Below are 25,085 nucleotides of genomic sequence, written 5' to 3'. Positions count from 1 at the left end.
CCGTCAGGCGCCGATGCGCTGCTCGATCTTCTTCATCGTGTCGGTCATTTCGGGCGGCAGGCGCAGCTTCAGCGTATCGAACAGCACCGCGTGCAGCTTCAGTTCCTCGCGCCATTCATCGGCGTTCATCGCCGTCACCGCATCGAACTGCTCGCGCGTGAAATCGAGCCCGTCCCAGTGCAGGTCCTCATACGCGGGCGACACGCCGAACGCATGCTCGCCGCCACCGCCCGTGCCTTCGAGACGATCGAGCATCCACTTCAGCACGCGCATGTTCTCGCCGAAGCCCGGCCACACGAACTTGCCGTTCGCGTCCTTGCGGAACCAGTTCACGCAGTAGATCTTCGGCAGCTTCGCGCCCGCGCCTTCGAGCTGCTTGCCGAGTTTCAGCCAGTGCGCGAAATAATCGCTGACGTTGTAGCCGCAGAACGGCAGCATCGCGAACGGATCGCGGCGCACGATGCCCTGCTGGCCGACCGCCGCAGCGGTGGTTTCCGAGCCCATCGTCGCGGCCATGTACACGCCTTCGACCCAGTCGCGCGCCTCGGTCACGAGCGGCACGGTCGTCGAACGACGGCCGCCGAAGATGAATGCATCGATCGGCACGCCGGCCGGATTCTCCCAGTCACCGTCGATCGACGGGCACTGCGCGGCCGGCGCCGTGAAGCGCGAATTCGGATGTGCGGCCTTGCGGCCCGTTTCCTTGCCGATTTCCGGCGTCCACGGGTTGCCCTGCCAGTCGGTCAGCTTCGCGGGCGGCGTGTCGGTCAGCCCTTCCCACCACACGTCGCCGTCTTCCGTCAGCGCGACGTTCGTGAAGATCACGTTTTCGGTGAGCGTCGAGATCGCGTTCGGGTTGGTCTTCACGCCGGTGCCCGGTGCGACGCCGAAGAAACCGGCTTCCGGGTTGATCGCATACAGTCGGCCATCGCGGCCCGGCTTCAGCCATGCGATGTCGTCGCCGATCGTCGTGACCTTCCAGCCTTTGAAGCCCTGCGGCGGAATCAGCATCGCGAAGTTGGTCTTGCCGCACGCGGACGGGAATGCAGCCGCGACGTGATATTTCCTGCCGGCCGGTGACGTCACGCCGAGGATCAGCATGTGTTCGGCGAGCCAGCCCTGGTCGCGGCCCATCGTCGACGCGATACGCAGCGCGAAACACTTCTTGCCGAGCAGCGCGTTGCCACCGTAGCCCGAGCCGAAACTCCAGATTTCGCGCGTTTCGGGGAAATGCACGATGTACTTGACCGGGTTGCACGGCCACGGCACGTCCTGCTGGGCGGCTTCGAGCGGATGGCCGACGCTGTGCACGCACGGCACGAACTCGCCGTCCTCGCCGAGCACGTCGTACACCTCGCGGCCCATGCGCGTCATGATCCGCATGTTCACGACGACGTACGGGCTGTCGGACAGTTCGACGCCGACGTGCGCGATCGGCGAGCCGAGCGGGCCCATCGAAAACGGCACGACGTACAGCGTGCGGCCACGCATCGAGCCGCGGAACAGGCCGTTGAGCGTTTCGCGCATTTCGGCGGGCTCGATCCAGTTGTTGGTCGGGCCGACGTCGTCGCGCGAGGCCGCGCAGATGAACGTGCGATCCTCGACGCGCGCAACGTCCGACGGATCGGATTGCGCGAGATACGAATTCGGGCGCTTCGCCGGGTTCAGGCGCTTGAGCGTGCCCTGGTCGACCATCGCCTGGCACAGCGCGTCGTATTCTTCCTGCGAACCGTCACACCACACGACGCGCTCGGGCTCCGTGAGCGCCGCGATGCGCGACACCCAGTCGATCAGCTTGCGATGTTTGACGAATGCCGGCGGAGCGATCAGCGGGCCGTGTGTTACTTCGGCCAGATTGTTGTGCGACATGAGGTGTCTCCAGATTATTGGGCGAGGATGGGGGATGCGGAGCGAGCCCGCGAGATGGGGTATGCGATTGGAGCGCAGGGTGCGGCGGCGCGCAGGACGGGACACGCGAGCGGAGCGCGTGTCGATGCCGCGATGCGAGCGAGAGAAGGTGACGTCTCTTTAGTAAGTGCGAACGCGAGTTTCGCCATACAAGCAACCTGCCGTACAACTCCATGACGGCCAGCATACCATCGCCGTTATTCGGCAAACGTTGCGTTGCAACAAGAAACAACTATGTCGGCGAGCCGGCACGCCGGTTGCCTGCGCGTTCTTTTTACAGCGCCATTGCGCGCGCTTTGGGGACGAAACGGCCAGGACGGCCGTCCGGCAAGGGTTTCGCGGAAGCGGAAAATTTGCCGCCCCGCTCTCGCGCGCGGCCCGCACGAGCGCGGGCCGGTCGAATTCACGTTTTCGCTACTCAGGCAAACCCTGAATTAGGTTGCGTACACAAACATCTGACGTGAGCGTGTCGCAAGCACCCCTGCTCAAAACGGCGCGCCGGGCAATCCGGGGTAATACGCGCCCGCTGCCATCCCGCCGTCGACGGCCAGCTCGGCGCCATTGCAGTACGACGCTTCGTCGCTCGCGAGGAACAGCGTCGCGCGCGCGATTTCGTCAGGCAGGCCGACGCGTTGCTGCGGCACGTTCGCGTAGTGCTGGTTGATTTCCTCGAGCGGCGCGCCGGTCGGGTTCGACATCGCGGTGTTCACGCCGCCCGGATGGATCGAATTCACGCGTACGCCCTGATGGCCGAGTTCGAGCGCCGCAACCTTCGTCAGCCCGCGCACGCCCCACTTGCTCGACACATACGCGGCCAGCGCGTTCACGCCGCGCAGCCCGTCGACCGACGAGATGTTGACGATCGCCCCGCTCTTCTGCGCGATCATGTGCGGCGCGATGGTCCGGATGCCGACGAACGTCCCGACGAGGTTGATCGACACCGCACGCTCGAAATCGCGTTTCGACAACTCCGTGATCCCGCCGAACGTCAGCACGGCCGCGTTGTTGACCAGTACGTCGATCCGGCCGAACTGCTCCATCGTCGCTTCGGTCGCGCGCACCCAGCTCGCTTCGTCGGCGACGTCGAGCCGCATGAAGCGCGCCGCGTCGCCGAGTTCGCGCGCGAGCGCTTCACCTTCCACGTCGAGCACGTCGCCGATCACGACGCGCGCACCTTCCGCGACGAACAGCCGGCACGTCGCCGCGCCCATCCCACGCGCACCGCCCGTGACGATCGCTACCTTTCCTTCCAGTCGACCCATGTCGCCCTCTCTTCGATTCCGGTTTGCCGGCTGCCGCGCTACGCCCCTGCGCAGGTTTGCCGTTCCATGATTCGCGCGCGGCCCCAGTGCCGCGCACCTTCGATCCCGCCTTCAGCCCCAGTAAGCCTGGCCGCCGTCGAGCGGCAGCGTCGCGCCCGTCAGGTAGGCCGCGTCGCGGCTCGCCAGGAACACGATCGCGCGACCGATGTCCTGCTCGCAGTCGCCGACGCGGCCGAGCGGAATCGTGCGAAAGAACGCGGCGGCTTCCTGCGGATTTGCGTCGACCCAGCCTTTCAGGCCCGGTGACAACGCATGCGGCGCGACCGCATTCACGCGGATGCCGTCCACGCCCCATTCGCACGCGGCCGCGCGCGTCAGCGCACGAATCGCCTCCTTGGTCGCCGCATACGCGCCGTAGCCGGATGCATCCCAGCGCACCGCGGCGGACGACGCGAAATTGACGATCACGCCATCACCCTTCAGATGCGGATGGCATGCGCGCATCATGCGCAGCGTCGCGATCGGCCCCGATTCGAGCCCCGCCAGGAAACTCGCGTCGGTGACGTCGAGCAGGCGGCCGAGCGGCACGACCTGCGCGTTGTTGATCAGGATCTGCACGCCACCGAACCGCGCGACGACGTTGTCGACGCATTGCTCGATCTGCGTCGCGTCCATCACGTCGCACACGAACGGCTCGGCCACGCCGCTGCGCGCGCGGATCGCCTCGCAGGTCGCGAGCAGTTTGTCGAGGGTGCGGCCGACCACCGCGACGTGCGCCCCTTCCGCCGCGAGCGCCTGCGCGACGCCCTGGCCGACGCCCTGCCCCGCGCCCGTCACGAGCGCGACCTTGCCTGTCAGGATGCCCATGCGTGCTCCTCAGGCGACGATCGCCGGATGCGCCTGGACAGGCCCACCCAGCAGTTCACGGTACGACGGCGGCTGCTTGCCGTCGAGATCGGCGATGCCGTACCGCAGCGCGGCTTCCGCGCCGACGAGCACCTGCCCCGACAGCGCCATGCGCTGCGGATCGCCATGAATCGCGTGAATCACGCGGCCGGTGAACTCGGGACTTTCCGCGACGAGCGAGAATTCCTTGTACAGATCCGGGTGTTCTTCCCACACGCGCGTCGTGCGCTCCGTGCGCAGCGGGCCCATCCAGATCGACACGGCCGCGACGTCGAACGGCTTCAGATCGACGGCCATGTCCTTCGCGAACTTGTCGACGCCGGACTTCTGCGCGCCGTACGCCGCGCCGTGCATATAGCAGCTCGCCCCGAACGACGACGTAAACGCGATCAGCCCGCTGCGGCGCTGCGCCATCAGTCGCGCCGCGTGCCAGCTCGCGACATAGGCCGAGCGCAGCCCGACATCGAGGATGTTGACGAGATCGAGCGACTTCTCCCAGAACGGGCCCGGCAGGATCAGCTGATCGTGCAGGCAGGTTGCGTTGTTCACGAGAATGTCGAGCCGCCCGCTTTCGCGTTCGACACGCTCGAACAGCGCCTTCACCTGTGTGTCGTCCGCGTGATCGCAGGCCACCGCGATCCCGCGGCCGCCAAGCGCATCGATCTCGCGCGCGGTCTCGTGGATCGTGCCGGGCAGCGGCGCATCGCCTTCGTTCTGCGAACGGCCCGTCACATAGACGGTCATGCCGGCCGCGCCGAGCGCGCGCGCGATGCCCTTGCCCGCGCCGCGCGAGGCGCCCGTCACGACGGCGACCGGCGCCTCGTGGTTCTGTGTCATGTTCGATGTCTCCTGTGGAATGTGCTGGGCGCCACGTGGATGGCGTTCGCTTGCGTCAGGCGGCCGGCGGTTGCACGCCGGCGAACAGCACACCCGGCGCATCGCCTTCGTAGCGGGCAGACAGCGTCGACGTGACGACGCAGCGCGTGCCCGCGATCTTCCATTCGCCGTCGACCTTCCGGTATGCGTCGTCGTAGTAAGCGCCGAGCTGCGTGAGAGTGCGCGCGTTCGTGTCGATCATCTGGTAGTGCAGGCCCCACGTGCCGCGCGCATGTGTAGCATCGAGCACGTCGATCTCGGGATTCACGCCGTGGTGCATCTCGACGATGTGCGGATGGCAGCCGAGTTGCGCGAAGACGTCGACGAGCGCGTCGCGCGTGTCGAATGTGCCGATCCGGCCGTAGTCGATATGCACGGGGCCGGGCGCGAAGCAGTCGCGCATCCCTTCCGGATCCTTGCGGTCGCAGCATGTGAAGTAGCGCGCCTTCAGCCGGCGGATTGCGTCGGCGTCCTCGAGCCGGCGCACGCGCGCTTCCAGCGATTCGATGAGGGTCATCCTGTCTCCTTGTTCGGGGCCGGCGCGGTTCGAACGCCGCGTCGATGCCACGTTACCGCCGCGCGATGCGTCGGCCATCACCCGTTCGGATGAAACCGGCGATTCGACCCGGCGGCACGGGCCGCATGCGTGCGGCGCGTTCGTCCGAACAGACGATGTGTTGCGGGTGCCTTCGTTCCTACCATCGAACGACACCACCACGAGACCCGGCGATGGACGACACGACCCGCACGCTCCATGAGTACGAGCAGATCAGACAGTTGAAGTACCGGTATTTCCGCGCGGTCGACACGCACGACTGGGCGCTGCTCGCGGATTGCCTGGCCGAAGACTGCGAAGCGCGGCTGTATGGCGGCCGCTATGCGTACGATGGCCGCGACGCGTTCGTGTCGAGCCTGCGCGCGCTGATCGGCAAGCCGACCTTCCTGACGATGCATCACGGCCATCACCCCGAGCTCACGCTGGTCTCGGCCGATCACGCGTGCGGCGTGTGGTTTCTCGAGGATCACGCGATCAATCTTGAGGATAACTACCTGCTGCACGGCACCGCGTTCTACGACGACCAGTACGTGAAACGCGATGGCGTGTGGCGCATTCATGCGACGCGCCACGAGCGGCTGTTCGAAACCGTCACGTCGCCGATCCCGCCGTCGTTCACGCTGACCGCGAACCGGTTCGCGCCGAATGCGCGTCAGATGTCCGGATCGACTGAAGCCGCTTCCTGAATCCCGGCGGCAATGCCGCCGATCCTGTCATTCCCCTCTGGAGCCGGAGCAATGGAGAAAATCATGTATGTGTTGTGGCGCGATACGCAGGCCGCGCCCGATCAGTGGAGCCGCACGGTGCGCGCGCAGCTCGCCGACAAGCTGCTGTCGCTCGGTGCGCACGGCGTGCAGGTAAACGTCGCCGATGCGGATGTCGCGCCGGCCGCCGGCCTGAAGCAGACCAACACGCACCCGGGCATCGACGGGATCGTCGCGGTATGGGTCGACAGCGCGAATGCGATGTTCCGTCAGCCGTTCGACGACGCGGTGCGCGCCGTGGTCCCGCACATGGCGGCGTATCTCGTCACCGAGTCGCAGCCGATTCCGAATACGCGCTTTCCGGCGCGGCCAGGTGAGCGCACTACCGGATTTTCGCAACTCGCATTTTTAAAGCGGCCGCCGCGGCTGACGCACGAAGCGTGGCTAGACGTGTGGCACGGACATCACACGCGCGTCGCGATCGATACGCAGGACAATTTCCTGTACGTGCAGAACGTCGTCGTGCGCGCGCTCACGCATGCGGCGCCCGGGTACGACGCGATCGTCGAGGAATGCTTCCCCGCCGCGGCGATGATCGATCCGCATGCGTTCTTCGATGCGGTCGGCGACGACGAGAAGTTTCAGCGGAACGTGGCGGAGATGATGGACAGCTGCGGGCGCTTCATCGATTTCGACAAGATCGATGTGGTGCCGACGAGCCAGTATGTGGTGAAGGCTGTGCGGGGGTGAGGTCGGGGGATCGCATGGTGCGGTCGCCTACGTCTGGATTGATTGCGGTTTTAAGTTGCGGGCCGGTGGAGCGCTTGTGCGCATGACCGGCTTGCTTTTTGCTGCTTTGCGAATTTCCGCAGTTGGCGTTGATCGACCTGGAACGGTCCCTGCTGGCCACGGGGAGCCCCGTTCGTCGTGGTTACACGAGCTTTCCCGGCCCTCGTCAACTCACTCGAACCTGCGGAAATCCACGTCTTCCTTGACGAACTTTCCCGTCGACAGGAGTGCGTTTTCGACGTCCGCGACGACGCGCGCGTTGTCGAGCGTCGCCGTGACGAACAATCCCCAGATATCGTCGTCTATTTCGTAGTTGCCGCGGGCATACGTCCAGTAGCTGAAGTAACGGTCCTGAGACAAGGCGACCTCGGGTTCATCAAGGCCATCCGGATGCGGAACCTGGACTGAATGCAGCGCGTCTTGCAGGATCGCCGCGACGTCTGGAAAATCCGCCGTGCGATGGTCGTCGAGTACCTCGACCAGAAGATCGCTGCCGTGAAATACCGGTCGAACGCGGAATCGAATCAGGTTTGTCATGGTTTATTTTTCCGTTGCCGTCCACCGATCGACACCCATTGGCCGCTTTTTATAGAAAGAGTCTTCATAACAGGCGGGTTCATCGCTGGATGGTTTCAAGCTGACGAGCGGTAACAGCCGTAGCGCGCTCTGTCATCGTTGTCGTACCAGACGGATGCTTATATTAAATCGAGCGTACGCGTGGATGCCGAGAATCTACAATGACAACACCGCTTCCACGATATGGATCATGCATGGAATCGCTCGCCCCCTTCAGTGGTTCGAAAATCGCACTCTTCAAGGACCGGGAAATCCTCGTCTATCGACGCGACGACAAACCCGACATACCGTTTCCCGGTCTGTGGGACCTGCCGGGCGGAGGCCGGGAGGGGAACGAGACGCCCGAAGCTTGCGTGCTGCGTGAACTCCATGAGGAATTCGGAGTGACGATACCAGGCAGCCGGATCAGTTGGTCGCGGGTCTATCCGTCGAGTCGACCGGATCGCCTGCCACACTGGTTCTTCGCCAGTTGGTTGAGCGGAGCGGAAATCGCCGCGATCCGTTTCGGCAACGAAGGCCAGGAATGGACACTGATGGATGTCGATGCGTATCTGCGGCTCACCGACGCAATCCCGCACCTGCAGGCGCGCGTAACAGATTATCTGAGTCGCTGACGCGGCACGCTTTCCGGCGATTTCGTTTGCCCGTCGAATGTCCCCTGCCGCCGACTCCCGCTCAATGCGTTCGGCCCGGGCCAGTCGATGCGGTCCCGCCCGCTTGCGGACGGCAGACGCTCGACGTCATCCAGCGCTTACTCGCCGTGGCACAAGCCGCCACGAAAGACGAACCAGCTTCGGCCGAGACTAGGCCCGATTCAATGACGATGCGTGCACGAACGCTGAAATAGCCTCCACGACACCGTCCGCCAGTGGCAGATCCGGGTTCGAATAAGCAGCGAGGTTTTCTTGCAGATCCGCCGTGCGGACGGCCTTGAGAACGTGATTGGCGTCGGCGATCACCGCCATTTCGGCCTGCGGATTTGCTCGCTGTAACAGTTCGGCATCCTGCACGGCAACCTGGATATCCCGCGCGCCCTGCACGATGAGCACGGGTTTCATGTAATCGGCCAGCAGCGCTGCCGGGTCGATGGTCAATTCGCTCATCAGGAAGCGCTGGACTTGCGGCCTGAACGCCGGCATGAGTACTGGATCGATGCTGGCTGCGTCTACCCGATCCCCGGCTTCCAGGGAATCGAGGATCGACATCGCATTTTCCAGGATCGGCACATTGGCAGGGTTCGATTGCAGTTGCTGCCTCAATACGGGCCCGAGCGGACGCCCCGCCGCGGCAACCAGGATCAGGCCGGCAATGTCGGCCGATTGCCGCGCCGCCAGCAACGCCACCAAACCGCCCTCGCTGTGCCCCAACACCCATACGCTGGAAGCACCTGCGCGCGCGCGGATGGCGGCTACCCACGAATGGACGTCCGCCGCGTAGTCGTCGATCACGACATCATTAGCATCCGGTATCGCCGACGCGCTGCCATACATGCCGCGCTTGTCGATTCGAACCGACGCGATACCTTCTTCGCACAATCCTTCCGCGAGCAACCGGTACGTCGACGCCTGAAGCCAGCTCGGCGCGTTGCCATTTCTGTCGGTCGCGCCCGAGCCCGGCACGATCAGCACCACCGGCATATCGCCGGTGTCCGGGGACAAGAGCGTGCCCTTCAACGGACCGGCAGGGCCCGGCGCTTCGATTTCCGTCTGCGTGGTGTGCAAATGACTTCCTCGGAGATGGGCCACAAACAATCGATTTTCAGCGCCAGTCGCCGGCGAAGCGCCGCGGCTGATATGTCCGCTCATTCCAGGTAAATCGCGCGGGCTTGCCCGATGCGGCCTTGCCCTTTGGTCGCACGAGGAGGTCGTAGTGGCCGTTGGTCATGTGAGGGCTGAACGACAGCACGTAATGAACCTCCGTCGTGTTTTCCGCGTCGCATGCTTCCTGTCGTGCGTCGCCCGGATCCCCGCCTTTTCCCGTCTTCTCAGCGACACATTCCGCTGCCGCGTCCCTGTCATAGGTCGACCAGTCGGTAACCGCAGTGAAGATGGGCGTCACGCGCGCATCGGCATAGCGATACAGGCTCAGGATCTCGATCGAATCGCTATGCGCGGTCGATGTGTAGTTATTGTTGAAGCGAACGCCAAAGGCGGTTTCCTGCGCACTGATACGGTAGGGAATCACGTCCATGGTCAGGAATACATTCCACAACATCGGTGACGTATCGACGCGCTCGCTTCGATCACTGGCGAGCAGGCGGAACCCTTGCCCGTCGCGGGTCAGGACACCCGTCCACAACTCCGCATCGACGTTCTCGGTCGAGCGCTGGACCAAAGCGGACACGACCCATAGCGGCCCCGACGCAGACTGCCCGTGCGCCCAAGGCGACAACGCGACACCCTTGACACTATCCGCCGGCGCCGGATCGTTGCCCATCAAGGTACGTAGCGCCGCTTGCTGCTGATCGTTGTCGGTCACGTCGCTCGCGGCGAGCGTGCAATGTGCGGCAAGCGCCAGCATGAGCGCCAGGCCCGCCTGCGCGTATAAGGGGCGCTTCTTGCCTTGTCGGGCGCCTGAGTGTCGCCACCCCGACGATGAATCCTCTTCGTGCCTTTCCTGCATGCTGGTCACCATTGCCCCTGTACGTCTTGTAGATCCACTTTTTCGGTCAGTTACGAGCAAGCCCCGTCCGGCCGACGTTCGTGCTCGGGGATCTGCCCGAATAGCACCGCACCGTCGCAACCATTCGGCTCAAGGCGCCTTGGCCAACGCCAGAATAGCCATCACCGCATCGTCCTCGATTCCCTTGATATCCGACGGAAACCGATTCCTTTGCGGTATCAGCACGATGAGCCCCTCGATCTGTGCCGTAACAAGCGCCGCGCGCCGGATGCGTACCGCTTGTGGCAGCGCCGGGTTCACGGCTTCGATGAGGCCGGCGATCACGCCGCGTTGAAATTCATACCCCTCTTCGAGCATCTTCCGCGCGAACTCTTGCGTCTGAGCCAGCGCCCAGAAGTTCACGAACAGGCTTTGGGTCCTCGGTTGCTTTCCGTCTTCGAGCAACAGTCGGACCACTTTCTCCAGACGGCCCTCCGGTGTCAGCGACGTGTCCGCACGCACGCTGTCGTACGTGTTGGCATACGCCTCCCTCGTCACGGTCAGGATGGCCTCGAAGATGTCCTCGCGCGTGGGAAAGTAGTGCTGCAGGTTCGACAGCGCCAATCCCGCCTTTGCCGCGACCTTCCTCATGGTCAGCCCACCGTAGCCTTCGTCGACGAAGATCTCGATGGCACCGGCCATAATCTTGTTCACAGCGTGCTTGCCGCGCTCGGTCAAGACGCGTCCGTTATCGAGAGCCGCCCTCTTCAAGAATTCCTCCTGCTGCCCTGTGAGCGAATGCCCCGGGCGATTGTGCCGATGGCGCGTCAGCGCCGCTCATGCCCGCTTGCAGACCGACCGCGTCGTATCCGCTCCATGCGCAAGGCGCGGTAATTTAGGTTGGTCGACCGGATTTTGCAAAACATCGATGCCTGGGTCGTGTCGGTTTCACTGCAGGGGCCGAAGGGCCGAACCCGACGGCGACATTCTACGCAGGATCGGAAATCCGGGGACAGGCGCCGATGTCGATTGGCGAGCGGACCCATGACTTGCCCGACACCCGTCAAAAATGGGTCGAGTGACGCATTTTCGTCGATGCGACCGAACACCGTTGACGCCCCCCGCGCTCCCGCCCCTTTGCCACGCGCATGACAAAACGTCTATACTTGGACATTCCATCGACCGACTCGCCGAAGCACTCGCCCCGGCGCGCCTCGATCCCCCGGCCCCACCTGCCCGGAACGACATGAGCGACTATCCCGTTTTCGACACGCTTTGCGATCTGCTGAACACGTCCGGCGCGCGGTTCCGCGTGCTGGAGCATCCGGCCGAAGGGAAATCCGACGCAATCGCCGCGCTGCGCGGCACGCGCCCCGAACAGGGCGCGAAGGCGATGCTCTGCACGTTCAAGGATGGCGGCGACACCACCGCGCTCGCGGTGATTCCCGGCCACCTGAAGATCGACTTCCGCAAGGTCGCCGATGCGGTCGGCCGCCGCAAGGCCACCCTCGCATCGCCCGACCTCGCGGCCACCGTCACGCGCTGCGTGATGGGCGCCGTGCCGCCGTTCGTGTTCGACCCGAGCGTGACGCTCGTCGTCGATCCGGCACTGGTCGAACGCAACACCGAGATCGCCTTCAACGCGGGTCGCCTCGACCGCTCCGTCGTACTCGATGCGGCCGACTACGTGCGGATCGCGCAGCCGCTGCTCGCCGACATCACGCGGCCGGAGGCGGCGGGCGGCGAGTAGCACGCCGGTCGCCCGTTTCCCCAAGCCGTCGCATCGATCCGAAACCTGACCTCGAAACCATCATGACCACCACCCGGAAACTCGTGCTGACCGAACAGGCATCGCTGATCGAACAGGTGCAGCGCATTGCCGAAGGGCTCGGCGCGATGTTCGCGCCGTTCACCGAGGTCGTGGTTCACGACCTGCGCACGCCGAAGCACGCGATCCTCGCGATCCACAACAACCTGTCGGGGCGCGCAGTCGGCGAACCCGCGACCGAGCTCGGCCTCGCCCGCATCGCGGACGACGATTTCCCGCCCGTGCTCGCGAACTACCCGAACCGCTTCGCCGACGGCCGCACCGCGAAAAGCACGTCGATCGGCATCAAGGATTCGACCGGCCGCTACGTGGCCGCGCTGTGCCTGAATGCCGACGTCACGCTGTTCCGCGGCTTTCAGGGCATGCTGAACCAGTTCTGCAGCACGGACGGCGAAGCCGTCGCGGAAACGCTCGATCCGGCCGGCGCGGATGCGATCCGCCAACGCATCGACGCATTCGCGATGCGCCTAGCCACGACGCCGCGCGAACTGAAGACCGACCAGCGCCGCGAGTTGATGCAGACGTTGAAAGCCGACGGTTTCCTCGAAGTGCGCCGCGCGATGGAGATCGTGTCGCAGCACCTCGGCGTCTCGCGCGCGACCGTCTACAACGATGCGAAATGACGCAAGCGCGCGGCACGCGCGCTGCTCTACTGCTGAACGATTCCAACGACCACCAGGCAATCCATGAACGCTCCGACTCTCCCCACATACGACGACGTCGCCGCCGCCGCGGCCAGGCTCGAAGGCCATGCGCACCGCACGCCGGTGATGACGTCGCGGACGATCGACGAAGCACTCGGCGCGCAAGTGTTCTTCAAGTGCGAGAACCTGCAGCGCATGGGCGCATTCAAGTTCCGCGGCGCGTTCAACGCGCTGTCGCGCTTCGACGCGGAGCAACGCCGCAACGGTGTCGTCGCGTTCTCGTCCGGCAACCATGCGCAGGCGATCGCGCTGTCGGCGCGCATGCTCGGCATTCCCGCGACGATCGTGATGCCGCAGGATGCGCCGGCCGCGAAGATGGCCGCGACGCGCGGCTACGGCGGCAAGGTCGTGACTTACGACCGCTACACCGAGGATCGCGAGCAGATCGGGCGCGAACTCGCCGCGCAGCACGGGCTCACGCTGATCCCGCCCTACGACCACCCGGACGTGATCGCCGGCCAGGGCACGGCGGCGAAGGAACTGTTCGACGAAGTCGGCCCGCTCGATGCGGTATTCACGCCGCTCGGCGGCGGCGGGCTGCTGTCGGGCACCGCGCTCGCCACCCGCGCGCTGTCGCCGCACGCGACGCTTTACGGCGTCGAGCCGGAAGCCGGCAACGACGGCCAGCAATCGTTCCGCTCGGGCGCGATCGTCCATATCGACACGCCGCGCACGATCGCCGACGGCGCGCAGACGCAGCACCTCGGCAACCTGACGTTCCCGATCATCCGCCGCGACGTCGACGACATCCTGACCGCGACGGACGCGGAACTGGTCGACTGCATGCGCTTCTTCGCCACGCGCATGAAGATGGTGGTCGAGCCGACCGGCTGCCTGTCGTTCGCCGCGGTGCGACGGATGAAGGACGCGCTGCAGGGCAAGCGCGTGGGCGTGGTGATCAGCGGCGGCAACGTCGATCTCGAGAACTTCTGCGCGCTGGTATCGGCGCCGGCATGAACGTCGCGGCGCGCATGAACATTCCGTCATCCGCGCCGCATCACTCCTTCACGTCGCGTTAAGTTTCGCGCCCTAGACTGATTACGTTCTCCCGCAGCCAGTCGTGAAGGAGCCACCATGAAATCGCACGCGATCGTCGCCGCCGTCCTGGCGGCTGCTTCCCTTTCGGCGTTCGCTCAACCGGGCGTGACGTCATCCGGTTTCCCCGCCGCGTCGCCGCACGACGCCGTTGCGCAAGCGACGCACCGCTCGCCCGGCACGTTGCCGCACGCCGGCTTCGTGCTCGCGAAGATCGATCAGAACAATACGCCGCCCGATCGCGGCGGCGAACCGAGCGGCCGCTCGCATTCCGGCATGCGCATGTGACGGCACGCGCCGGGCGTGGCTGCCGCGCCCGGCCGTCAGAACGACGGCAGGGACGGATCGCGTGCAGCGAGGATGTCGTCGGTGCGCCGCTGCAGCGCGCCGTCGATCGTCTCCGGTTGCGGAATCAGCCAGTAGCGCCCTGCCCGGATACCGTCGAACACCCGCGCGGCGAACGCGTCGGGCGTGAGCCCGTGCGCGTTCAGCATCGAGCGCATCGTGTCGACGAAGCCGCGCACCTCGGGCCGGTCGTGCACCGCGCCGAACGGGTCGTTGAAGATGCCCGACTGCACGGGGCCCGGCGCGAGCAACGACACGCCGACCGGTGCGCCCAGCATCTTCAGTTCTCCATACAGCGACTCCGTCAGCGCGACCACCGCGAATTTCGTCGCCGAATAAGGCGACATCAGCGGGCTCGGCAGGAACCCGCCGACCGACGCGGTGTTCACGACGCGCGCCGGCACGTTGCGCTCGATCATCCGCGGCACGAAGCTGCGAATGCCGTTCAGCACGCCGTGCACGTTGATCGCGAAGCTGCGCTCGAAGCGTTCCGACGTGATTTCCCAGCTGAAGCCGGTCGCCATCACACCGGCGTTGTTGAACAGCAGGTCGACGCCGCCGAAGCGCTGCCAGGCGGCCTCCGCCAACGCGTCGACGGCTTCCGGCCGGCTGACGTCGGTCGGCACGCACAGGACCTCGGTGTCGAGCGTCGCGGCGAATGCGTCGAGCTTCGCCGGGTCGAGATCGGCCAGCACGACGCGCATGCCGAGCCCGGCGGCGTGGCGTGCGAGCCCGCTGCCGATGCCGCTGGCCGCGCCGGTGATCACGGCGGTGCCGCCGTCGAAGCGAATCGAATTCGTCATGTCAATCAAAGTCCTGTCGGGTCGATGTGGGGATGCGCATACGCGGGAATCACCGGCGGCGGCAGCACCGTGCGGCCGTCGAGCGAGCGCACCGCGAGTTGCTGCGCGAGCGGGAAATGCAGGCTGTGCGTGACGAGGCCCGTGCGTTCGCGCGCCGGCAGGCGGCACAGCGCGAGCGCGGTTTCGGCGAGATACGCGACGTCCTCGGTCGGATAGCCTTCAGGGATGTAGCGCGCGGCGCCCGGCGTGCGGATCGCCGTGCTCGGCGCGACGAGATTCACCGCGATGCCGTCGGCTTCGAGTTCGGCCGCGAGCCCCTGCGTGAAGCGCGACAGCGCCGCTTTCACCGCCGCATAGACGGTCGCGCCGCCCGCACGCGAGAAATCGTCGAACGGCCGCAGCGGCGGCAGCGCCGTCACCGAGCCGACGTTGACGATCCAGCCTGCGCCACGGGCGCGCATCAGCGGGATCGCGGCCTGCGCCAGCGCGAACGGAATCCGCAGATAGTGTTCGATCGTCGTGTCGAACATCGTCATCGGCATCGCGTCGACGCACGCGTAGTCGGCCACACCCGCGTTGTTGACAAGGATGTCGAGGCCGCCGGCGGCTTGCGCCGCGCGCCCGACGAGCGCATCGCGCTCGGCTGCGTTCGACAGGTCGGCCGCAAGCGCGATCGCGCGGCCGCCGGCCTGCTCGATCAGCGCAACCGTTTCGGCAAGCGTGCCGGCGGTCGTCGCCGATTGCGCGAGGCTGCGCGCCGTCACGACGACGGTCGCGCCTTCGGACGCGAGGCGCTGCGCGATCGCACGGCCAATGCCGCGGCTTGCGCCCGTCACGAGCGCGCACTTGCCGGCCAGTACGCCGGTTCGGGTATCGATCATCGTTGTCTCCTGTGATGTGCGTGCGGGCCGCTCAGCGGGCGATATCCGCAACATGAAGCACCAGCTTCGTTTTCGCCTCGCCCGTTTGAACGAGATCGAGTGCGCGGGCCGCCTGTTCGAGCGGAAAACGATCGAAACGCGGCACGCGCAGCGCGCGCTTCTCCAGTTGCGCCGCGATCCGGCCGAGCGTGCCGCCGCTCGGCGTCCGGCTGTAGGTCATCGCGGTGCGCAGGCCGCGTCGTGCGGCAACGGCGGCCGTCGCGGCGAGCCGCTCCGCATCGCCGGCCGCGAGCGTCATGATGTTCACCAGCGTGCCGCCAGGCGCCAGCAGGTCGAGTGGATTGGCCAGCGTGTCGCCGCCGACCGCGTCGAGCACGAGGTCGACACCGCCGGGCGCCCATGAGCGCAGCGCCTCGGCGATGTCCTGCGCGCGATAGTCGATGCTCGCCGCCGCGCCCAGCGATTCGACCGTCTCGCGGTTGCGCGCCGAACACGTCGCCGCGACGCGCGCGCCGGCCTGCACCGCCAGCTGGATCGCGAACGTGCCGACCGCACCCGCGCCGCCGTGTACCAGCACGGTCTGGCCCGCCTGCAGCCCGCCGTCGTCGAACAGGCCGGCCCATGCGGCGAGCGCGGGCGTCGGCACCGTGGCGGCTTCCGCCAGGCTCACCGCGTCGGGCACGCGCACGACCGAGTCGTGACGCACCGCGACGTATTCCGCAAACGCGCCCCAGCGCCCCGCGCCGACGTCGGTCTGCGCGAACACGCGCATGCCGGGTTCGAATCCGTCGACGCCCTCGCCGACCGCTTCCACCACACCCGCCGCGTCGAAACCGATCACGAACGGAAACGTGTATTGCATGAATGCGCCGAGGTAGCCTTCGCGGCATTTCCAGTCGGCGGGATTGATGCCCGCGCAGGCGACGCGGATCAGCACGTCGCCGGGGCCCGGCGTCGGGGCCGGCACGTCGGCCATTCGCAAGGTGTCGGAATGACCGACGCGGTCGATCAACAGGGCTCGCATCTTCGTGTCTCCAGGGTTGGTCTGATGTCGGCTCGATGTGGGCTGCGCGTCACGCCGCCGTATCGGCCAGCAGGCTCGACGCGAGCGGACAGAACGCATGCGAGATCGCATCGACCGTCCAGTCGGGGCTTTCGGCGTCGAACCGGCGGTCGACCCAGCCCCAGTGATACGGATGCATCAGGTATTCGCCGAGCAGATCGCCGACGTGCGCGAATTCCTGCTGCCACACGTGCGTCCATGCGCCGGGGGTCTCGATCCGGCTCAGGCGCCAGTTGCGGATGCCGGGCATGAACGCGGGCATCTGCAGCAGGTCGCGTTCGAGCGCGGCGATCCGCGCGGTGCCGGCCTGCGGCCGCACGCGCAGCATCAGCGTGCGCCACACGCCGTCGCGCAGCGCCGGTTCGCGCAGGCCGCCGCCGATCGCGCGGCATCGAGCGCCGTCGATGCGCTCGATGCCCGGCAATCGAGCCAATACAGTGAAATCCGCCGTACCGTCGGCCGCCGACTCGTCGTCCAATACGTCGAGCGTGTAGTCTCCCGCGCCCCAGCTGCCGTCCAGATTGCGTGCCAATGCCACGCGTTTCGTGCCGGGCCGCGCGTGCGCGGCTTCGTGCAATGCATGCTCGATCGCGCCGGCATCGCAATTCGCCGACACGAATACCTGTGCCGTGTCATGCCGCATGATCGACCTCCGTCAGCGCGGGCAGCGGCGCATCGGCATCCGTCATCACATGGCGGCGGCGCACGTCGCACAGCGCGTCGACGGCCATCCAGAAACCGGCCACGTCGGCATCCGTCAGCGCGCGCATCCGGTAGTAGGCCGGCGCGTCGGCCACGTGCCAGGTCAGCCACAGCGTGCTCGACTGCCCCGGCACCGCGACGGGCGGCGACACCCAGCGGCCGGCCGCCGTCAGCCCGCGCGCCGCATGGCCCGGCAGGTAACGGTCGCGCAGCAGTGCAAGCACGTCGGGAATACGCTCGGGCGCGAGCGTGATTTCGTCTACGATCTGGATCATTCGCGTGTCGTTCGGGGTCGTTCGTGACAGGGATGCGCAGCGTGCCTACGCCGTTTCGGTGAGGCCAAAGGCGGTCGGCGTGGATAGCATTCTTGCGTGGCGACGGTCGTCGGACCCCTACCACCGCGCTCACCGGCCCCTGTCACAACGCTCAGATCGGGAGACTCATGAAACCGCGCGTCATGCCGGCCCGCGGCCGCATCTTGCCGGGCCTCGGTGCACGCCTGCTGAGCGAACTCACGCGCAGCGGCGCGCCGCCGGCCGATCGCGACGCGCAGCCGCCGCAACCGGCAGCGACGCCGGGCGATTTCGTCGCGCTGTACCGCGACGCGATCGAACGCCTCGAGGCGCAGGTCGCGCGTGGCGACGGCCACCCGCCGATGCGCAAGCGCGAAGTCGACCTGATGTGCCGCTGCCTGCTGAGCTGCGCGACGCTCGCCGACGCGATCCGCTGTGCGCGCGAATTCGGCGAGATGCTGACGCCGCGCGCCGGCGCGCTGTCGCTCGCCGTGCGTGACGGGCGCGCGACGTTCCGGATGGATTCGCTGCGCCGCACACGCAGCCCGGCCGCGTGCCTCGTCGACCTGACGGGGTTGTTCTGCTATCTGCAGCTGTTCGGCTGGCTGATCGGGCAGCCGCTGCAGCCGACCGACGTGTGGCTCGGTCATCCTCGCCGCGACGACGCGATGCCGCTGCTCGGGTTGTTCAATGCACCGGTCGAGGTGGGCCGCAAGAGCTACGGCTTCGCATTCGATGCGGCGCGGCTCGAGTGCCGCGTGATCCGGCAACCGGCCGAGCTCGACGCATTTCTCGTCGATTTTCCGTTTCGCCTGATCGATGCGGCGCCGGCCGTCGTGTCGTGGGCGCAGCAGGTGCGCGGCTTTCTCGATGCGGCGCTCGCGCACGAGCAGGCGTTGCCGGCACTCGCCGAACTGGCCGTGTGGCTCGGTGTGAGCGAGGCGACGTTGCGGCGGCGGCTGGTAGCCGAAGGCAGCGGTTATCACGTGCTGCGGGAGCAGTGTCTCGCCGATGCCGCGCAACGCTGCCTGCGCGAGTCGGACTGGCCGGTCGCGCGGATTGCCGCGCATCTCGGGTTCGGCGGCGAGGAGGCCTTCCGCCGCGCGTTCGTCAGGTGGACGGGTATCGCCCCGAGCCGGTTCCGGCGCGATTGCATGGCAGCAAACCACGCCATTTCGTCAGACATGAAACGCGCCATCGACGCATGAAAGACAGGATTTCGAAAGTTTTTGCGCATCGATGACGTTTTTTCGCATCCGGGGGCTGCCCGACAATTGACGCGCAGGAGCGCGCGCCTTTACCCTTGCGCGCTGATGGTTCCCAGGGATGGGATCAAAAGGGAACGCAGGAGAGGCCGCGCCTCGAATCTGCGGCTGCCCCCGCAACTGTGAGCGGCGAATCCGTGCCACTGCATGCCACTGGGAAACCGGGAAGGCCGGCACGAATCAGGACCCGCGAGCCAGGAGACCTGCCATCGACCCGAGGTCCAAGCAGCCGCACCGGGCGGGGTGTCCCGGCGCGCCAGGCACCGCCATTGGCGGTCGCCCGTTGCATGGACGGCCCGACCTCAGGATCCGCCCGATGTCCACTGTTACCGCATCCGCTTCCTCCCCGGAAGCGTCGCGCCGGCACACCGCCGGCATGCACGGCCCGCCTGCTCGCGCGCGCCGCTCCCGATCGACCGCGTCCGCCGGCATGTGCCGCACCGACGCCCTCGACTGCTGCCCGCTCGACCCGGCCGCGCGATAGCCCGATCACGGACAACAAAACCGGTGCCGCCGCCCGCTCACGATCGACGCATGCGCAGCCCGACCACAACGACAGCCTCATGAAGATTCGACACCTCCTTGCCACGTCCGCCGCGACCGCGCTTCTCTCGCCGCTCGCCCACGCCGCCGGCGACACCGCGGTTGCGCAACCGGCCCCGGCCGCCGACGCCGCCGACCTGCCGACGATCAACGTGGCCGACACACGCCGGCTGCCCGAGTCGTTCGACCAGCGCTATGCGACGACCCAGGTGCTCACGCGCACCGATCTCGACCGGCTGTCGCCGAGCGACCCGAGCATCACGCAGGCGCTCGCGACGCTGCCCGGCGTAACCGTCTCGCAGAACGGCGGCCCCGGTTCGTCCGCGTCGGTCAGCATCCGCGGCTCGTCGGCCAGCCAGGTCGCCGTGTTCATCGACGGCATCCGCATCGGCTCGCCGACCACCGGCATCGCGCCGTGGGCCGACCTGCCGACCGAAGCGTTCGAACGTGTGGAAGTGATCTCGGGGCCGGCCGCCGCGTCGTTCGGCGCCAATGCGATGGGCGGCGTCGTGCAGCTCTTCACGCGCCGCGCGGCCAACCAGCCGAACCAGACCACCGTGTCGTTCGGCGGCGGGTCGAACAAGACGTTCGACACGCAACTGCGCACGTCGGGCACGGTGCCGTCGACCGGGCCGCTCGCCGCACTCGGCGGGCTCACCTACTCGCTGGGCCTGCACTCGTACAACACGGCCGGCATCGACGCGACGCGGCCCTTCGCGTACGGGCACGAGGCAGGTCGCAACCCGTACCACGCACAGGATCTCGATGCGCGCGTCGGCTACGCACGCGACAACTGGTCGGTCTCGACGTTCGCGCTGTATCACCGGTCCGATCTGTCCTACGACAACCGCGGCTATGCGAACCGCCAGCTCGATCATCAGCTGACTGCCGGTATCGCGTTCCACCTCGACATCACGCCGGACACGCAGTTCGACCAGTCGTTCGGTTATGCGAACGATCGCGGGTTCATCTACGCGAGCGATCCGAGCATCCCGACCGACCAGATCAATTCGCAGCGCGTCAGCACGTCGACGTCGTTGACGCACCAGGAGCGCGGATTCCATCTGTTCGGGCTACCGCTGTCGGGCGAAACCAAGCTCGCATACGACTTCACGCGCGAGCAGGCATTCCTGCCGGTCGACATTCCGAACGGCGTGCCGACGCGCAACGATTCCGCGTTCTCGCTGCACCAGTCGGCGACGCTCGGCAGCGTGACGATGTTCCTCGCGGGGCGTCATGAAATCATCGCCGGGCAGTCTGTGAATACGGGTAACGCGGCGCTCGCGTGGGCGATCACGCCGGTGTACACGGCGCGCGTGTCGTACGGCAACGCGTTCAAGCTGCCGTCGTTCAACGACCTGTACTACCCCGGCTACGGCAACCCGAACCTCAGCCCGGAACGCAACACGTCGGTCGAGGCAGCGATCGATGCGAACACGTCGTATGGCACGTTCACGGCCGCGATCTACGATACGCGCGTCACCAACCTGATCGCGTACAACCCGGCGACGTTCTCGCCGATGAACATCGGCCGCGCGCATATTCGCGGCATCGACCTGTCGTACAAGGGAACGATCGGCCGCTCGACGCCGGTGAGCGTCGCGGTCGGGATCCTGAATCCGCAGGACGAAACCAACGACTCGTGGCTCAACCGCCGGCCGCGCCAGACGGTCAGCCTCAACATCGATCACGCATGGGATGAACTGCACCTGCATGCGTTGAGCACGGGGGCGTCGCTGCTTTATGGCGGCACGACGTTCGACGATCCGGCGAATTCGGCCTATCTGCCTTCGTACCTGACGGTGGGCCTGCGCGCGTCGTACCGGATCAATTCGCATCTGACGGTGTCGGCGACGGTGTCGAATCTGTTCGATCGTCAGTACATGACCGCGTATGGGTACAACACGCTCGGGCGCACGGCGTTCGGGAAGGTGAGTTATACGTTCTGACGGGAATGGGCAAGCTTTGGCCGGACAGGTGGCAGGGCCTCCCATTTGACATGGCGCATCCGATGCCTGCGCCGCCGGGTTCGTGAAACGGGTGATGCCACCCCAAAACCGGGCGATGGACCGACGGCTACCGAGCCGTCGGTCTTTCGTCGCACCGCACACGTTGCTGTCCGTATCAACACTGTTAGACTGCGGACGCCTTCCCCGCACATGGACTCCACCATTCAGGACAGTGACATGACCGAATGCGCGCTGACATTGACCAGCCAGATCGAATGGGAAAACTGGTTGGAGCAAAACGGCAGCACGTCGGACGGAACATGGCTGCGTCTGGCGAAAAAAGGCACCGCGCAGCAAACCATCACCTATGAACAGGCGTTGGAAAGCGCCCTCTGCCATGGCTGGATCGATGGTCAAAAACGGGCTGAGAGCGCGCAATACTGGTTGCAACGCTTCACCCCGCGCTCCGCAAAAAGCATCTGGTCCAAACTCAACACGGACAGGGCTGAAGCGCTGATCGCCGCCGGCAGGATGCGCCCGCCCGGCTTGCGCGAAATCGAGAAAGCCAGAACGGACGGCCGCTGGCAGGCTGCCTATACGTCGGCCAGCAACTCGATCGTGCCGGACGACCTGCAGGCGGCCCTGGACGCCAATCCGGAAGCCCGCAAGTTTTTCGCAACACTGAACAGCCGCAACCGATATGCCATCCTGTTTCGGATACAGCATGCCAAAAAGCCGGAAACACGGGCGCGCAAAATCGGGGAATTCATCGACATGCTGAATCGCGGCGAAACCATCCATCCGTAGATCTTTCGCCGACAGGAATGGGGCCAAACGGCGTATATCGCCCGTCATGGCTGCTTCGGCGCCGGAGCCGGTACCGCAACGCGCAATCAGTGAACGCAGCGAATGGGGGTGAACCATGGACCAAGGCGGAGACTTCATCGTGCGCACCATGTCGGCCGACGAGGTCGCCATGTCGATCGAATGGGCGGCGGCAGAAGGCTGGAACCCCGGCCTGCACGATCCTTCCTGTTTCAGGGCAGCGGACCCGGCCGGGTTCTTTATCGGCGTCTGGCGCGGCGAGCCGGTCGCGTGCCTGTCTGCTGTCGCTTATGACGAGCACTTCGGCTTCATCGGCCTCTACATCGTGAAACCCGGGTTTCGCGGCAAAGGCTTCGGTATCCGAACCTGGCAGCACGGCCTGCGTTACCTCGGAGACCGCAACATCGGGCTCGATGGCGTCGTCGCCCAGCAGGCGAACTACAGGAAGTCCGGATTCGAGCTTGCTTACCGCAACATCCGCTACGAGGGACGCGTGGACGGCATCGGGTGCGCGCACGTGGTAGCGGCGGCCGACGTGCCGTTCGAGCAGTTGCTTGCCTATGATCGCGCGTGCTTTCCCACGGCGCGCGAGCGTTTCGTCTCCGCCTGGATCGCGCAGCCGGAGGCCGTTGCGCTCGCGACGATCAGCGGCGGCCGTGTCGCCGGCTACGGTGTCGTGCGCCGTTGCAGGACCGGCTGCAAGATCGGCCCGCTTTTCGCCGACGACGCGGGCGTCGCCACCGGGCTGTTTCGCGCGCTGGCGGCGCGCATGCCCGGCGAAGTCATCGTGCTCGACGTGCCGGAAACGAACCCCGCGGCCGTCGCGCTGGCCGAGCGGCACGGCATGACGAGCGTGTTCGAAACCGCACGGATGTATACGAAGGAAGCACCGGAGATAGCGATCGATCGCGTGTTCGGGGTGACGTCGTTCGAGCTGGGGTGATCGTCACGAACATGGCGGCGGCCGAATTCGGGAAATTGACGCCACCCCAAAACCTAATACAATTAGCCTTTTCACTAATTCGAATAGCATTCGCCATGGCACGTGCCGGCATCACCCTGGACAAACTCGTCGAAGCCGGCGCGCAACTCGCCGACGAAACCGGCTTCGAACACCTGACCGGCGCGGCGCTGGCGCGTCACTTCGACGTCAAACTGGCCAGCCTGTACTCCCACATCCCGAGCTTCGACGACCTCAAGAGCCGCATCGCACTGTTCGCGCTGAAGGAACTCGCCGATCGCGCGACCGACGCGTTGGCCGGCCGCACCGCCAAGGACGCGCTCACCGCCCTCGCCAACGTCTATCGCGACTACGCCCGCGAGCACCCTGGTCGCTTCGCCGCAGCGCGCCACCCGGTAAGCGCCGAACGCGCCGCCGAAAGCGCGGGCGGCCAGCTCGTCAGGATGACCTCGGCCGTGCTGCGCAGCTACGCCATTCCGGACGCCGAACAGGCGCATGCGATCCGCCTGCTCGGCGGCTTCTTCATGGGCTACGTCACGCTCGAAAGCGCGGGCGGTTTCGCGCACAGCGCACCGGCTTCCGACGCGTCGTGGTCGCGCAGTCTCGATGCGCTGGACGTGATGCTGCGCCACTGGCCTGCTGCCGCATGACTCGCGCAATGTCCAACGGAACCGAATCGATGAAAGACAAACCCGACGGTGTCGCCCTGCCGAGCCGCGTCGTCCCCTTCCCGACGTCGATCAGCGACGAAGCGCGAACCGCACTGCAACGACTGGTCGGCAGCGACGGCGTGCCGCTGAACGCGCTGCACGTGATGCCGTCCCCGGACGATTTCGATGCATGGATGCGCGTCAAGGCGGCCGCCGATGCGCACTACGCGGCGGCCATCGAGCAACTCGGCGGCTATCTGCGTTCGAGCGTGGAGACGATCCGGGCCGGCGCGGCGGACGTGCATGTCGCCACGCCCGAAGCAGCAGCGTCCAGCGAATGCGCGTACATCGAGCTGCATGGCGGTGCGCTGGTGCTCGGCGGCGGCGCCGCGTGTCGCGCCGGCGCGCAGATGCAGGCCGACCGGCTCGGCATTCGATGCTACGGCGTCGACTATCGCCTGCCGCCCGAGCATCCGTATCCGGCCGCGCTCGACGACTGCATCGCGACCTATGCCTATGTGCTGAAGCACTACGCACCGGAAAACATCGTCATCGGCGGACGCTCGGCGGGCGGCAACCTCGCCGCGGCGATGGTGCTGCGCGCCCGCGACGAAGGCTTGCCGCTGCCGGCCGCGCTGGTGCTGCTGTCGCCGGAAGTCGACCTGACCGAATCCGGCGACAGCTTCGAAACCAACCGTCTCGTCGATGTCGTGCTGCCCGCGTCGCTGATGCCGAACAACCTGCTCTACGCGAACGGCGCCGATCTCGCGCATCCGTACCTGTCGCCGCTGTTCGGCGATTTCTCCGCCGGCTTCCCGCCGACCTTCATCCAGAGCGGCACGCGCGACCTGTTCCTGTCGAACGCGGTGCGCCTGCATCGCGCGTTGCGACGCGCACAGGTGCCGACCGAGCTTCACGTATTCGAAGGGATGCCGCATGGCGGATTCATGGGCGCGCCCGAGGACAGGGAACTGAGCCAGGAAATCGCGCGCTTCGTGCATGCGCATTTGCCGGCGTTCGACGTTGAATTGAACCCGTCGAGCGCCAATCGATGAACGGC

At 66.3% G+C, this 25,085-nt stretch carries 27 protein-coding genes and 1 riboswitch; of the genes, 13 read left to right on the top strand and 14 right to left on the bottom strand.

Annotation, left to right across the window (positions count from 1 at the left end):
* Positions 1-3: 3 nt before the first annotated feature.
* From C5O79_RS24175 to C5O79_RS24150, 5 genes are all read right to left on the bottom strand, one after another.
* On the bottom strand, positions 4-1,869 hold the full coding sequence (locus tag C5O79_RS24175) for a phosphoenolpyruvate carboxykinase (GTP) (RefSeq protein ID WP_122475907.1): 1,866 nt from the start codon (positions 1,867-1,869) through the stop codon (positions 4-6).
* Between the two features lie 524 nt (positions 1,870-2,393).
* Positions 2,394-3,170, bottom strand: coding sequence for a glucose 1-dehydrogenase (locus tag C5O79_RS24165; protein ID WP_122475910.1), 777 nt, complete (start codon positions 3,168-3,170; stop codon positions 2,394-2,396).
* 111 nt (positions 3,171-3,281) lie between these two features.
* On the bottom strand, positions 3,282-4,037 hold the full coding sequence (locus C5O79_RS24160) for an SDR family oxidoreductase (RefSeq protein WP_046547901.1): 756 nt from the start codon (positions 4,035-4,037) through the stop codon (positions 3,282-3,284).
* A 9-nt stretch (positions 4,038-4,046) separates the two neighbouring features.
* Positions 4,047-4,913 carry an SDR family NAD(P)-dependent oxidoreductase gene (locus C5O79_RS24155; RefSeq protein ID WP_047849926.1) on the bottom strand — a complete coding sequence of 289 codons (867 nt, stop codon included), beginning with the start codon at positions 4,911-4,913 and terminating at the stop codon, positions 4,047-4,049.
* Positions 4,914-4,968: 55 nt separating this feature from the next.
* On the bottom strand, positions 4,969-5,469 hold the full coding sequence (locus C5O79_RS24150; protein ID WP_039367660.1) for a nuclear transport factor 2 family protein: 501 nt from the start codon (positions 5,467-5,469) through the stop codon (positions 4,969-4,971).
* A 212-nt stretch (positions 5,470-5,681) separates the two neighbouring features.
* Between C5O79_RS24150 and C5O79_RS24145 the strand changes: the two genes are divergently transcribed.
* Both C5O79_RS24145 and C5O79_RS24140 read left to right on the top strand, forming a co-directional pair.
* Positions 5,682-6,194 (top strand): nuclear transport factor 2 family protein, encoded by a 513-nt coding sequence (locus C5O79_RS24145; RefSeq protein WP_047849925.1) that lies wholly within the window; start codon positions 5,682-5,684, stop codon positions 6,192-6,194.
* A gap of 51 nt (positions 6,195-6,245) precedes the next feature.
* Positions 6,246-6,962 carry an EthD domain-containing protein gene (locus C5O79_RS24140; protein WP_047849924.1) on the top strand — a complete coding sequence of 239 codons (717 nt, stop codon included), beginning with the start codon at positions 6,246-6,248 and terminating at the stop codon, positions 6,960-6,962.
* A 210-nt stretch (positions 6,963-7,172) separates the two neighbouring features.
* On the opposite strand, the gene C5O79_RS24135 is transcribed toward C5O79_RS24140, so the two are convergent.
* Positions 7,173-7,538 (bottom strand): hypothetical protein, encoded by a 366-nt coding sequence (locus tag C5O79_RS24135; RefSeq protein ID WP_047849923.1) that lies wholly within the window; start codon positions 7,536-7,538, stop codon positions 7,173-7,175.
* Positions 7,539-7,771: 233 nt separating this feature from the next.
* Between C5O79_RS24135 and C5O79_RS24130 the strand changes: the two genes are divergently transcribed.
* Positions 7,772-8,191 (top strand): NUDIX hydrolase, encoded by a 420-nt coding sequence (locus tag C5O79_RS24130; protein WP_047849922.1) that lies wholly within the window; start codon positions 7,772-7,774, stop codon positions 8,189-8,191.
* Positions 8,192-8,380: 189 nt separating this feature from the next.
* On the opposite strand, the gene C5O79_RS24125 is transcribed toward C5O79_RS24130, so the two are convergent.
* From C5O79_RS24125 to C5O79_RS24115, 3 genes are all read right to left on the bottom strand, one after another.
* The gene (locus C5O79_RS24125) at positions 8,381-9,298 is read right to left on the bottom strand and encodes an alpha/beta fold hydrolase (RefSeq protein WP_236862328.1); all 918 of its coding nucleotides are present in this window, start codon (positions 9,296-9,298) and stop codon (positions 8,381-8,383) included.
* 37 nt (positions 9,299-9,335) lie between these two features.
* Positions 9,336-10,211: a hypothetical protein gene (locus C5O79_RS24120; protein WP_122475916.1), complete on the bottom strand. Its 876-nt coding sequence runs from the start codon at positions 10,209-10,211 to the stop codon at positions 9,336-9,338.
* A 117-nt stretch (positions 10,212-10,328) separates the two neighbouring features.
* Complete coding sequence (locus tag C5O79_RS24115; RefSeq protein ID WP_046547908.1) at positions 10,329-10,949, bottom strand: TetR/AcrR family transcriptional regulator; 621 nt, start codon at positions 10,947-10,949, stop codon at positions 10,329-10,331.
* A 475-nt stretch (positions 10,950-11,424) separates the two neighbouring features.
* Between C5O79_RS24115 and C5O79_RS24110 the strand changes: the two genes are divergently transcribed.
* From C5O79_RS24110 to C5O79_RS24095, 4 genes are all read left to right on the top strand, one after another.
* Complete coding sequence (locus tag C5O79_RS24110) at positions 11,425-11,928, top strand: YbaK/prolyl-tRNA synthetase associated domain-containing protein (protein ID WP_046547909.1); 504 nt, start codon at positions 11,425-11,427, stop codon at positions 11,926-11,928.
* A 62-nt stretch (positions 11,929-11,990) separates the two neighbouring features.
* Positions 11,991-12,629 carry a PAS domain-containing protein gene (locus C5O79_RS24105; RefSeq protein ID WP_046547910.1) on the top strand — a complete coding sequence of 213 codons (639 nt, stop codon included), beginning with the start codon at positions 11,991-11,993 and terminating at the stop codon, positions 12,627-12,629.
* Positions 12,630-12,692: 63 nt separating this feature from the next.
* The gene (locus C5O79_RS24100) at positions 12,693-13,667 is read left to right on the top strand and encodes a threo-3-hydroxy-L-aspartate ammonia-lyase (protein ID WP_046547911.1); all 975 of its coding nucleotides are present in this window, start codon (positions 12,693-12,695) and stop codon (positions 13,665-13,667) included.
* A 117-nt stretch (positions 13,668-13,784) separates the two neighbouring features.
* Positions 13,785-14,033, top strand: a complete 249-nt coding sequence (locus C5O79_RS24095) for a hypothetical protein (protein ID WP_122475918.1) — start codon at positions 13,785-13,787, stop codon at positions 14,031-14,033.
* A 35-nt stretch (positions 14,034-14,068) separates the two neighbouring features.
* Here the strand turns inward: C5O79_RS24095 and C5O79_RS24090 are convergent, their stop codons facing one another.
* Genes C5O79_RS24090 through C5O79_RS24070 form a run of 5 tightly spaced genes read right to left on the bottom strand, consistent with a single transcriptional unit; the run spans position 14,069 to position 17,814 of the window.
* Positions 14,069-14,893, bottom strand: coding sequence for an SDR family NAD(P)-dependent oxidoreductase (locus tag C5O79_RS24090; RefSeq protein WP_122475921.1), 825 nt, complete (start codon positions 14,891-14,893; stop codon positions 14,069-14,071).
* A 5-nt stretch (positions 14,894-14,898) separates the two neighbouring features.
* Complete coding sequence (locus C5O79_RS24085; RefSeq protein WP_047849917.1) at positions 14,899-15,774, bottom strand: SDR family NAD(P)-dependent oxidoreductase; 876 nt, start codon at positions 15,772-15,774, stop codon at positions 14,899-14,901.
* A 31-nt stretch (positions 15,775-15,805) separates the two neighbouring features.
* A complete protein-coding gene (locus C5O79_RS24080) occupies positions 15,806-16,798 on the bottom strand; it encodes an NADP-dependent oxidoreductase (RefSeq protein ID WP_122475923.1) in 993 nt (330 codons plus the stop codon).
* Between the two features lie 49 nt (positions 16,799-16,847).
* The gene (locus tag C5O79_RS24075) at positions 16,848-17,480 is read right to left on the bottom strand and encodes a Dabb family protein (protein ID WP_122475926.1); all 633 of its coding nucleotides are present in this window, start codon (positions 17,478-17,480) and stop codon (positions 16,848-16,850) included.
* Positions 17,470-17,814: a hypothetical protein gene (locus C5O79_RS24070; RefSeq protein ID WP_122475928.1), complete on the bottom strand. Its 345-nt coding sequence runs from the start codon at positions 17,812-17,814 to the stop codon at positions 17,470-17,472. The genes C5O79_RS24075 and C5O79_RS24070 overlap by 11 nt, the downstream gene beginning before the upstream one ends.
* 167 nt (positions 17,815-17,981) lie before the next feature.
* Between C5O79_RS24070 and C5O79_RS24065 the strand changes: the two genes are divergently transcribed.
* From C5O79_RS24065 to C5O79_RS24040, 6 genes are all read left to right on the top strand, one after another.
* Positions 17,982-19,040: an AraC family transcriptional regulator gene (locus C5O79_RS24065; RefSeq protein ID WP_122475931.1), complete on the top strand. Its 1,059-nt coding sequence runs from the start codon at positions 17,982-17,984 to the stop codon at positions 19,038-19,040.
* Positions 19,041-19,129: 89 nt separating this feature from the next.
* Positions 19,130-19,323, top strand: a riboswitch (cobalamin riboswitch).
* A gap of 337 nt (positions 19,324-19,660) precedes the next feature.
* Positions 19,661-21,589, top strand: a complete 1,929-nt coding sequence (locus C5O79_RS24060; RefSeq protein WP_131931812.1) for a TonB-dependent receptor — start codon at positions 19,661-19,663, stop codon at positions 21,587-21,589.
* Positions 21,590-21,826: 237 nt separating this feature from the next.
* Positions 21,827-22,396, top strand: coding sequence for a YdeI/OmpD-associated family protein (locus C5O79_RS24055; protein WP_122475936.1), 570 nt, complete (start codon positions 21,827-21,829; stop codon positions 22,394-22,396).
* Positions 22,397-22,511: 115 nt separating this feature from the next.
* Positions 22,512-23,357 carry a GNAT family N-acetyltransferase gene (locus C5O79_RS24050; RefSeq protein ID WP_122475938.1) on the top strand — a complete coding sequence of 282 codons (846 nt, stop codon included), beginning with the start codon at positions 22,512-22,514 and terminating at the stop codon, positions 23,355-23,357.
* Positions 23,354-24,025, top strand: a complete 672-nt coding sequence (locus C5O79_RS24045; RefSeq protein WP_236862329.1) for a TetR-like C-terminal domain-containing protein — start codon at positions 23,354-23,356, stop codon at positions 24,023-24,025. The genes C5O79_RS24050 and C5O79_RS24045 overlap by 4 nt, the downstream gene beginning before the upstream one ends.
* A gap of 29 nt (positions 24,026-24,054) precedes the next feature.
* Entirely contained in the window at positions 24,055-25,080 is a 1,026-nt protein-coding gene (locus C5O79_RS24040) for an alpha/beta hydrolase (RefSeq protein ID WP_122477439.1), read from the top strand.
* The last annotated feature ends 5 nt before the right edge of the window (positions 25,081-25,085 follow it).

Origin of the sequence: Burkholderia sp. SRS-25 (assembly GCF_004343765.1) — a bacterium.
GTDB lineage: Bacteria > Pseudomonadota > Gammaproteobacteria > Burkholderiales > Burkholderiaceae > Burkholderia > Burkholderia contaminans.
Note: the sequence above shows the minus strand (reverse complement) of the source record. Positions and strands in the feature narration are given on the sequence as shown.

What these genes read in the sequence shown, in the direction of transcription:
- C5O79_RS24175 (WP_122475907.1), bottom strand. Translation starts at nt 1,869, where the DNA reads ATGTCGCACAACAATCTGGCCGAAGTAACACACGGCCCGCTGATCGCT.
- C5O79_RS24165 (WP_122475910.1), bottom strand. Translation starts at nt 3,170, where the DNA reads ATGGGTCGACTGGAAGGAAAGGTAGCGATCGTCACGGGCGGTGCGCGT.
- C5O79_RS24160 (WP_046547901.1), bottom strand. Translation starts at nt 4,037, where the DNA reads ATGGGCATCCTGACAGGCAAGGTCGCGCTCGTGACGGGCGCGGGGCAG.
- C5O79_RS24155 (WP_047849926.1), bottom strand. Translation starts at nt 4,913, where the DNA reads ATGACACAGAACCACGAGGCGCCGGTCGCCGTCGTGACGGGCGCCTCG.
- C5O79_RS24150 (WP_039367660.1), bottom strand. Translation starts at nt 5,469, where the DNA reads ATGACCCTCATCGAATCGCTGGAAGCGCGCGTGCGCCGGCTCGAGGAC.
- C5O79_RS24145 (WP_047849925.1), top strand. Translation starts at nt 5,682, where the DNA reads ATGGACGACACGACCCGCACGCTCCATGAGTACGAGCAGATCAGACAG.
- C5O79_RS24140 (WP_047849924.1), top strand. Translation starts at nt 6,246, where the DNA reads ATGGAGAAAATCATGTATGTGTTGTGGCGCGATACGCAGGCCGCGCCC.
- C5O79_RS24135 (WP_047849923.1), bottom strand. Translation starts at nt 7,538, where the DNA reads ATGACAAACCTGATTCGATTCCGCGTTCGACCGGTATTTCACGGCAGC.
- C5O79_RS24130 (WP_047849922.1), top strand. Translation starts at nt 7,772, where the DNA reads ATGGAATCGCTCGCCCCCTTCAGTGGTTCGAAAATCGCACTCTTCAAG.
- C5O79_RS24120 (WP_122475916.1), bottom strand. Translation starts at nt 10,211, where the DNA reads ATGGTGACCAGCATGCAGGAAAGGCACGAAGAGGATTCATCGTCGGGG.
- C5O79_RS24110 (WP_046547909.1), top strand. Translation starts at nt 11,425, where the DNA reads ATGAGCGACTATCCCGTTTTCGACACGCTTTGCGATCTGCTGAACACG.
- C5O79_RS24105 (WP_046547910.1), top strand. Translation starts at nt 11,991, where the DNA reads ATGACCACCACCCGGAAACTCGTGCTGACCGAACAGGCATCGCTGATC.
- C5O79_RS24100 (WP_046547911.1), top strand. Translation starts at nt 12,693, where the DNA reads ATGAACGCTCCGACTCTCCCCACATACGACGACGTCGCCGCCGCCGCG.
- C5O79_RS24095 (WP_122475918.1), top strand. Translation starts at nt 13,785, where the DNA reads ATGAAATCGCACGCGATCGTCGCCGCCGTCCTGGCGGCTGCTTCCCTT.
- C5O79_RS24090 (WP_122475921.1), bottom strand. Translation starts at nt 14,893, where the DNA reads ATGACGAATTCGATTCGCTTCGACGGCGGCACCGCCGTGATCACCGGC.
- C5O79_RS24085 (WP_047849917.1), bottom strand. Translation starts at nt 15,774, where the DNA reads ATGATCGATACCCGAACCGGCGTACTGGCCGGCAAGTGCGCGCTCGTG.
- C5O79_RS24080 (WP_122475923.1), bottom strand. Translation starts at nt 16,798, where the DNA reads ATGCGAGCCCTGTTGATCGACCGCGTCGGTCATTCCGACACCTTGCGA.
- C5O79_RS24075 (WP_122475926.1), bottom strand. Translation starts at nt 17,480, where the DNA reads ATGCGGCATGACACGGCACAGGTATTCGTGTCGGCGAATTGCGATGCC.
- C5O79_RS24070 (WP_122475928.1), bottom strand. Translation starts at nt 17,814, where the DNA reads ATGATCCAGATCGTAGACGAAATCACGCTCGCGCCCGAGCGTATTCCC.
- C5O79_RS24065 (WP_122475931.1), top strand. Translation starts at nt 17,982, where the DNA reads ATGAAACCGCGCGTCATGCCGGCCCGCGGCCGCATCTTGCCGGGCCTC.
- C5O79_RS24060 (WP_131931812.1), top strand. Translation starts at nt 19,661, where the DNA reads ATGAAGATTCGACACCTCCTTGCCACGTCCGCCGCGACCGCGCTTCTC.
- C5O79_RS24055 (WP_122475936.1), top strand. Translation starts at nt 21,827, where the DNA reads ATGACCGAATGCGCGCTGACATTGACCAGCCAGATCGAATGGGAAAAC.
- C5O79_RS24050 (WP_122475938.1), top strand. Translation starts at nt 22,512, where the DNA reads ATGGACCAAGGCGGAGACTTCATCGTGCGCACCATGTCGGCCGACGAG.
- C5O79_RS24040 (WP_122477439.1), top strand. Translation starts at nt 24,055, where the DNA reads ATGAAAGACAAACCCGACGGTGTCGCCCTGCCGAGCCGCGTCGTCCCC.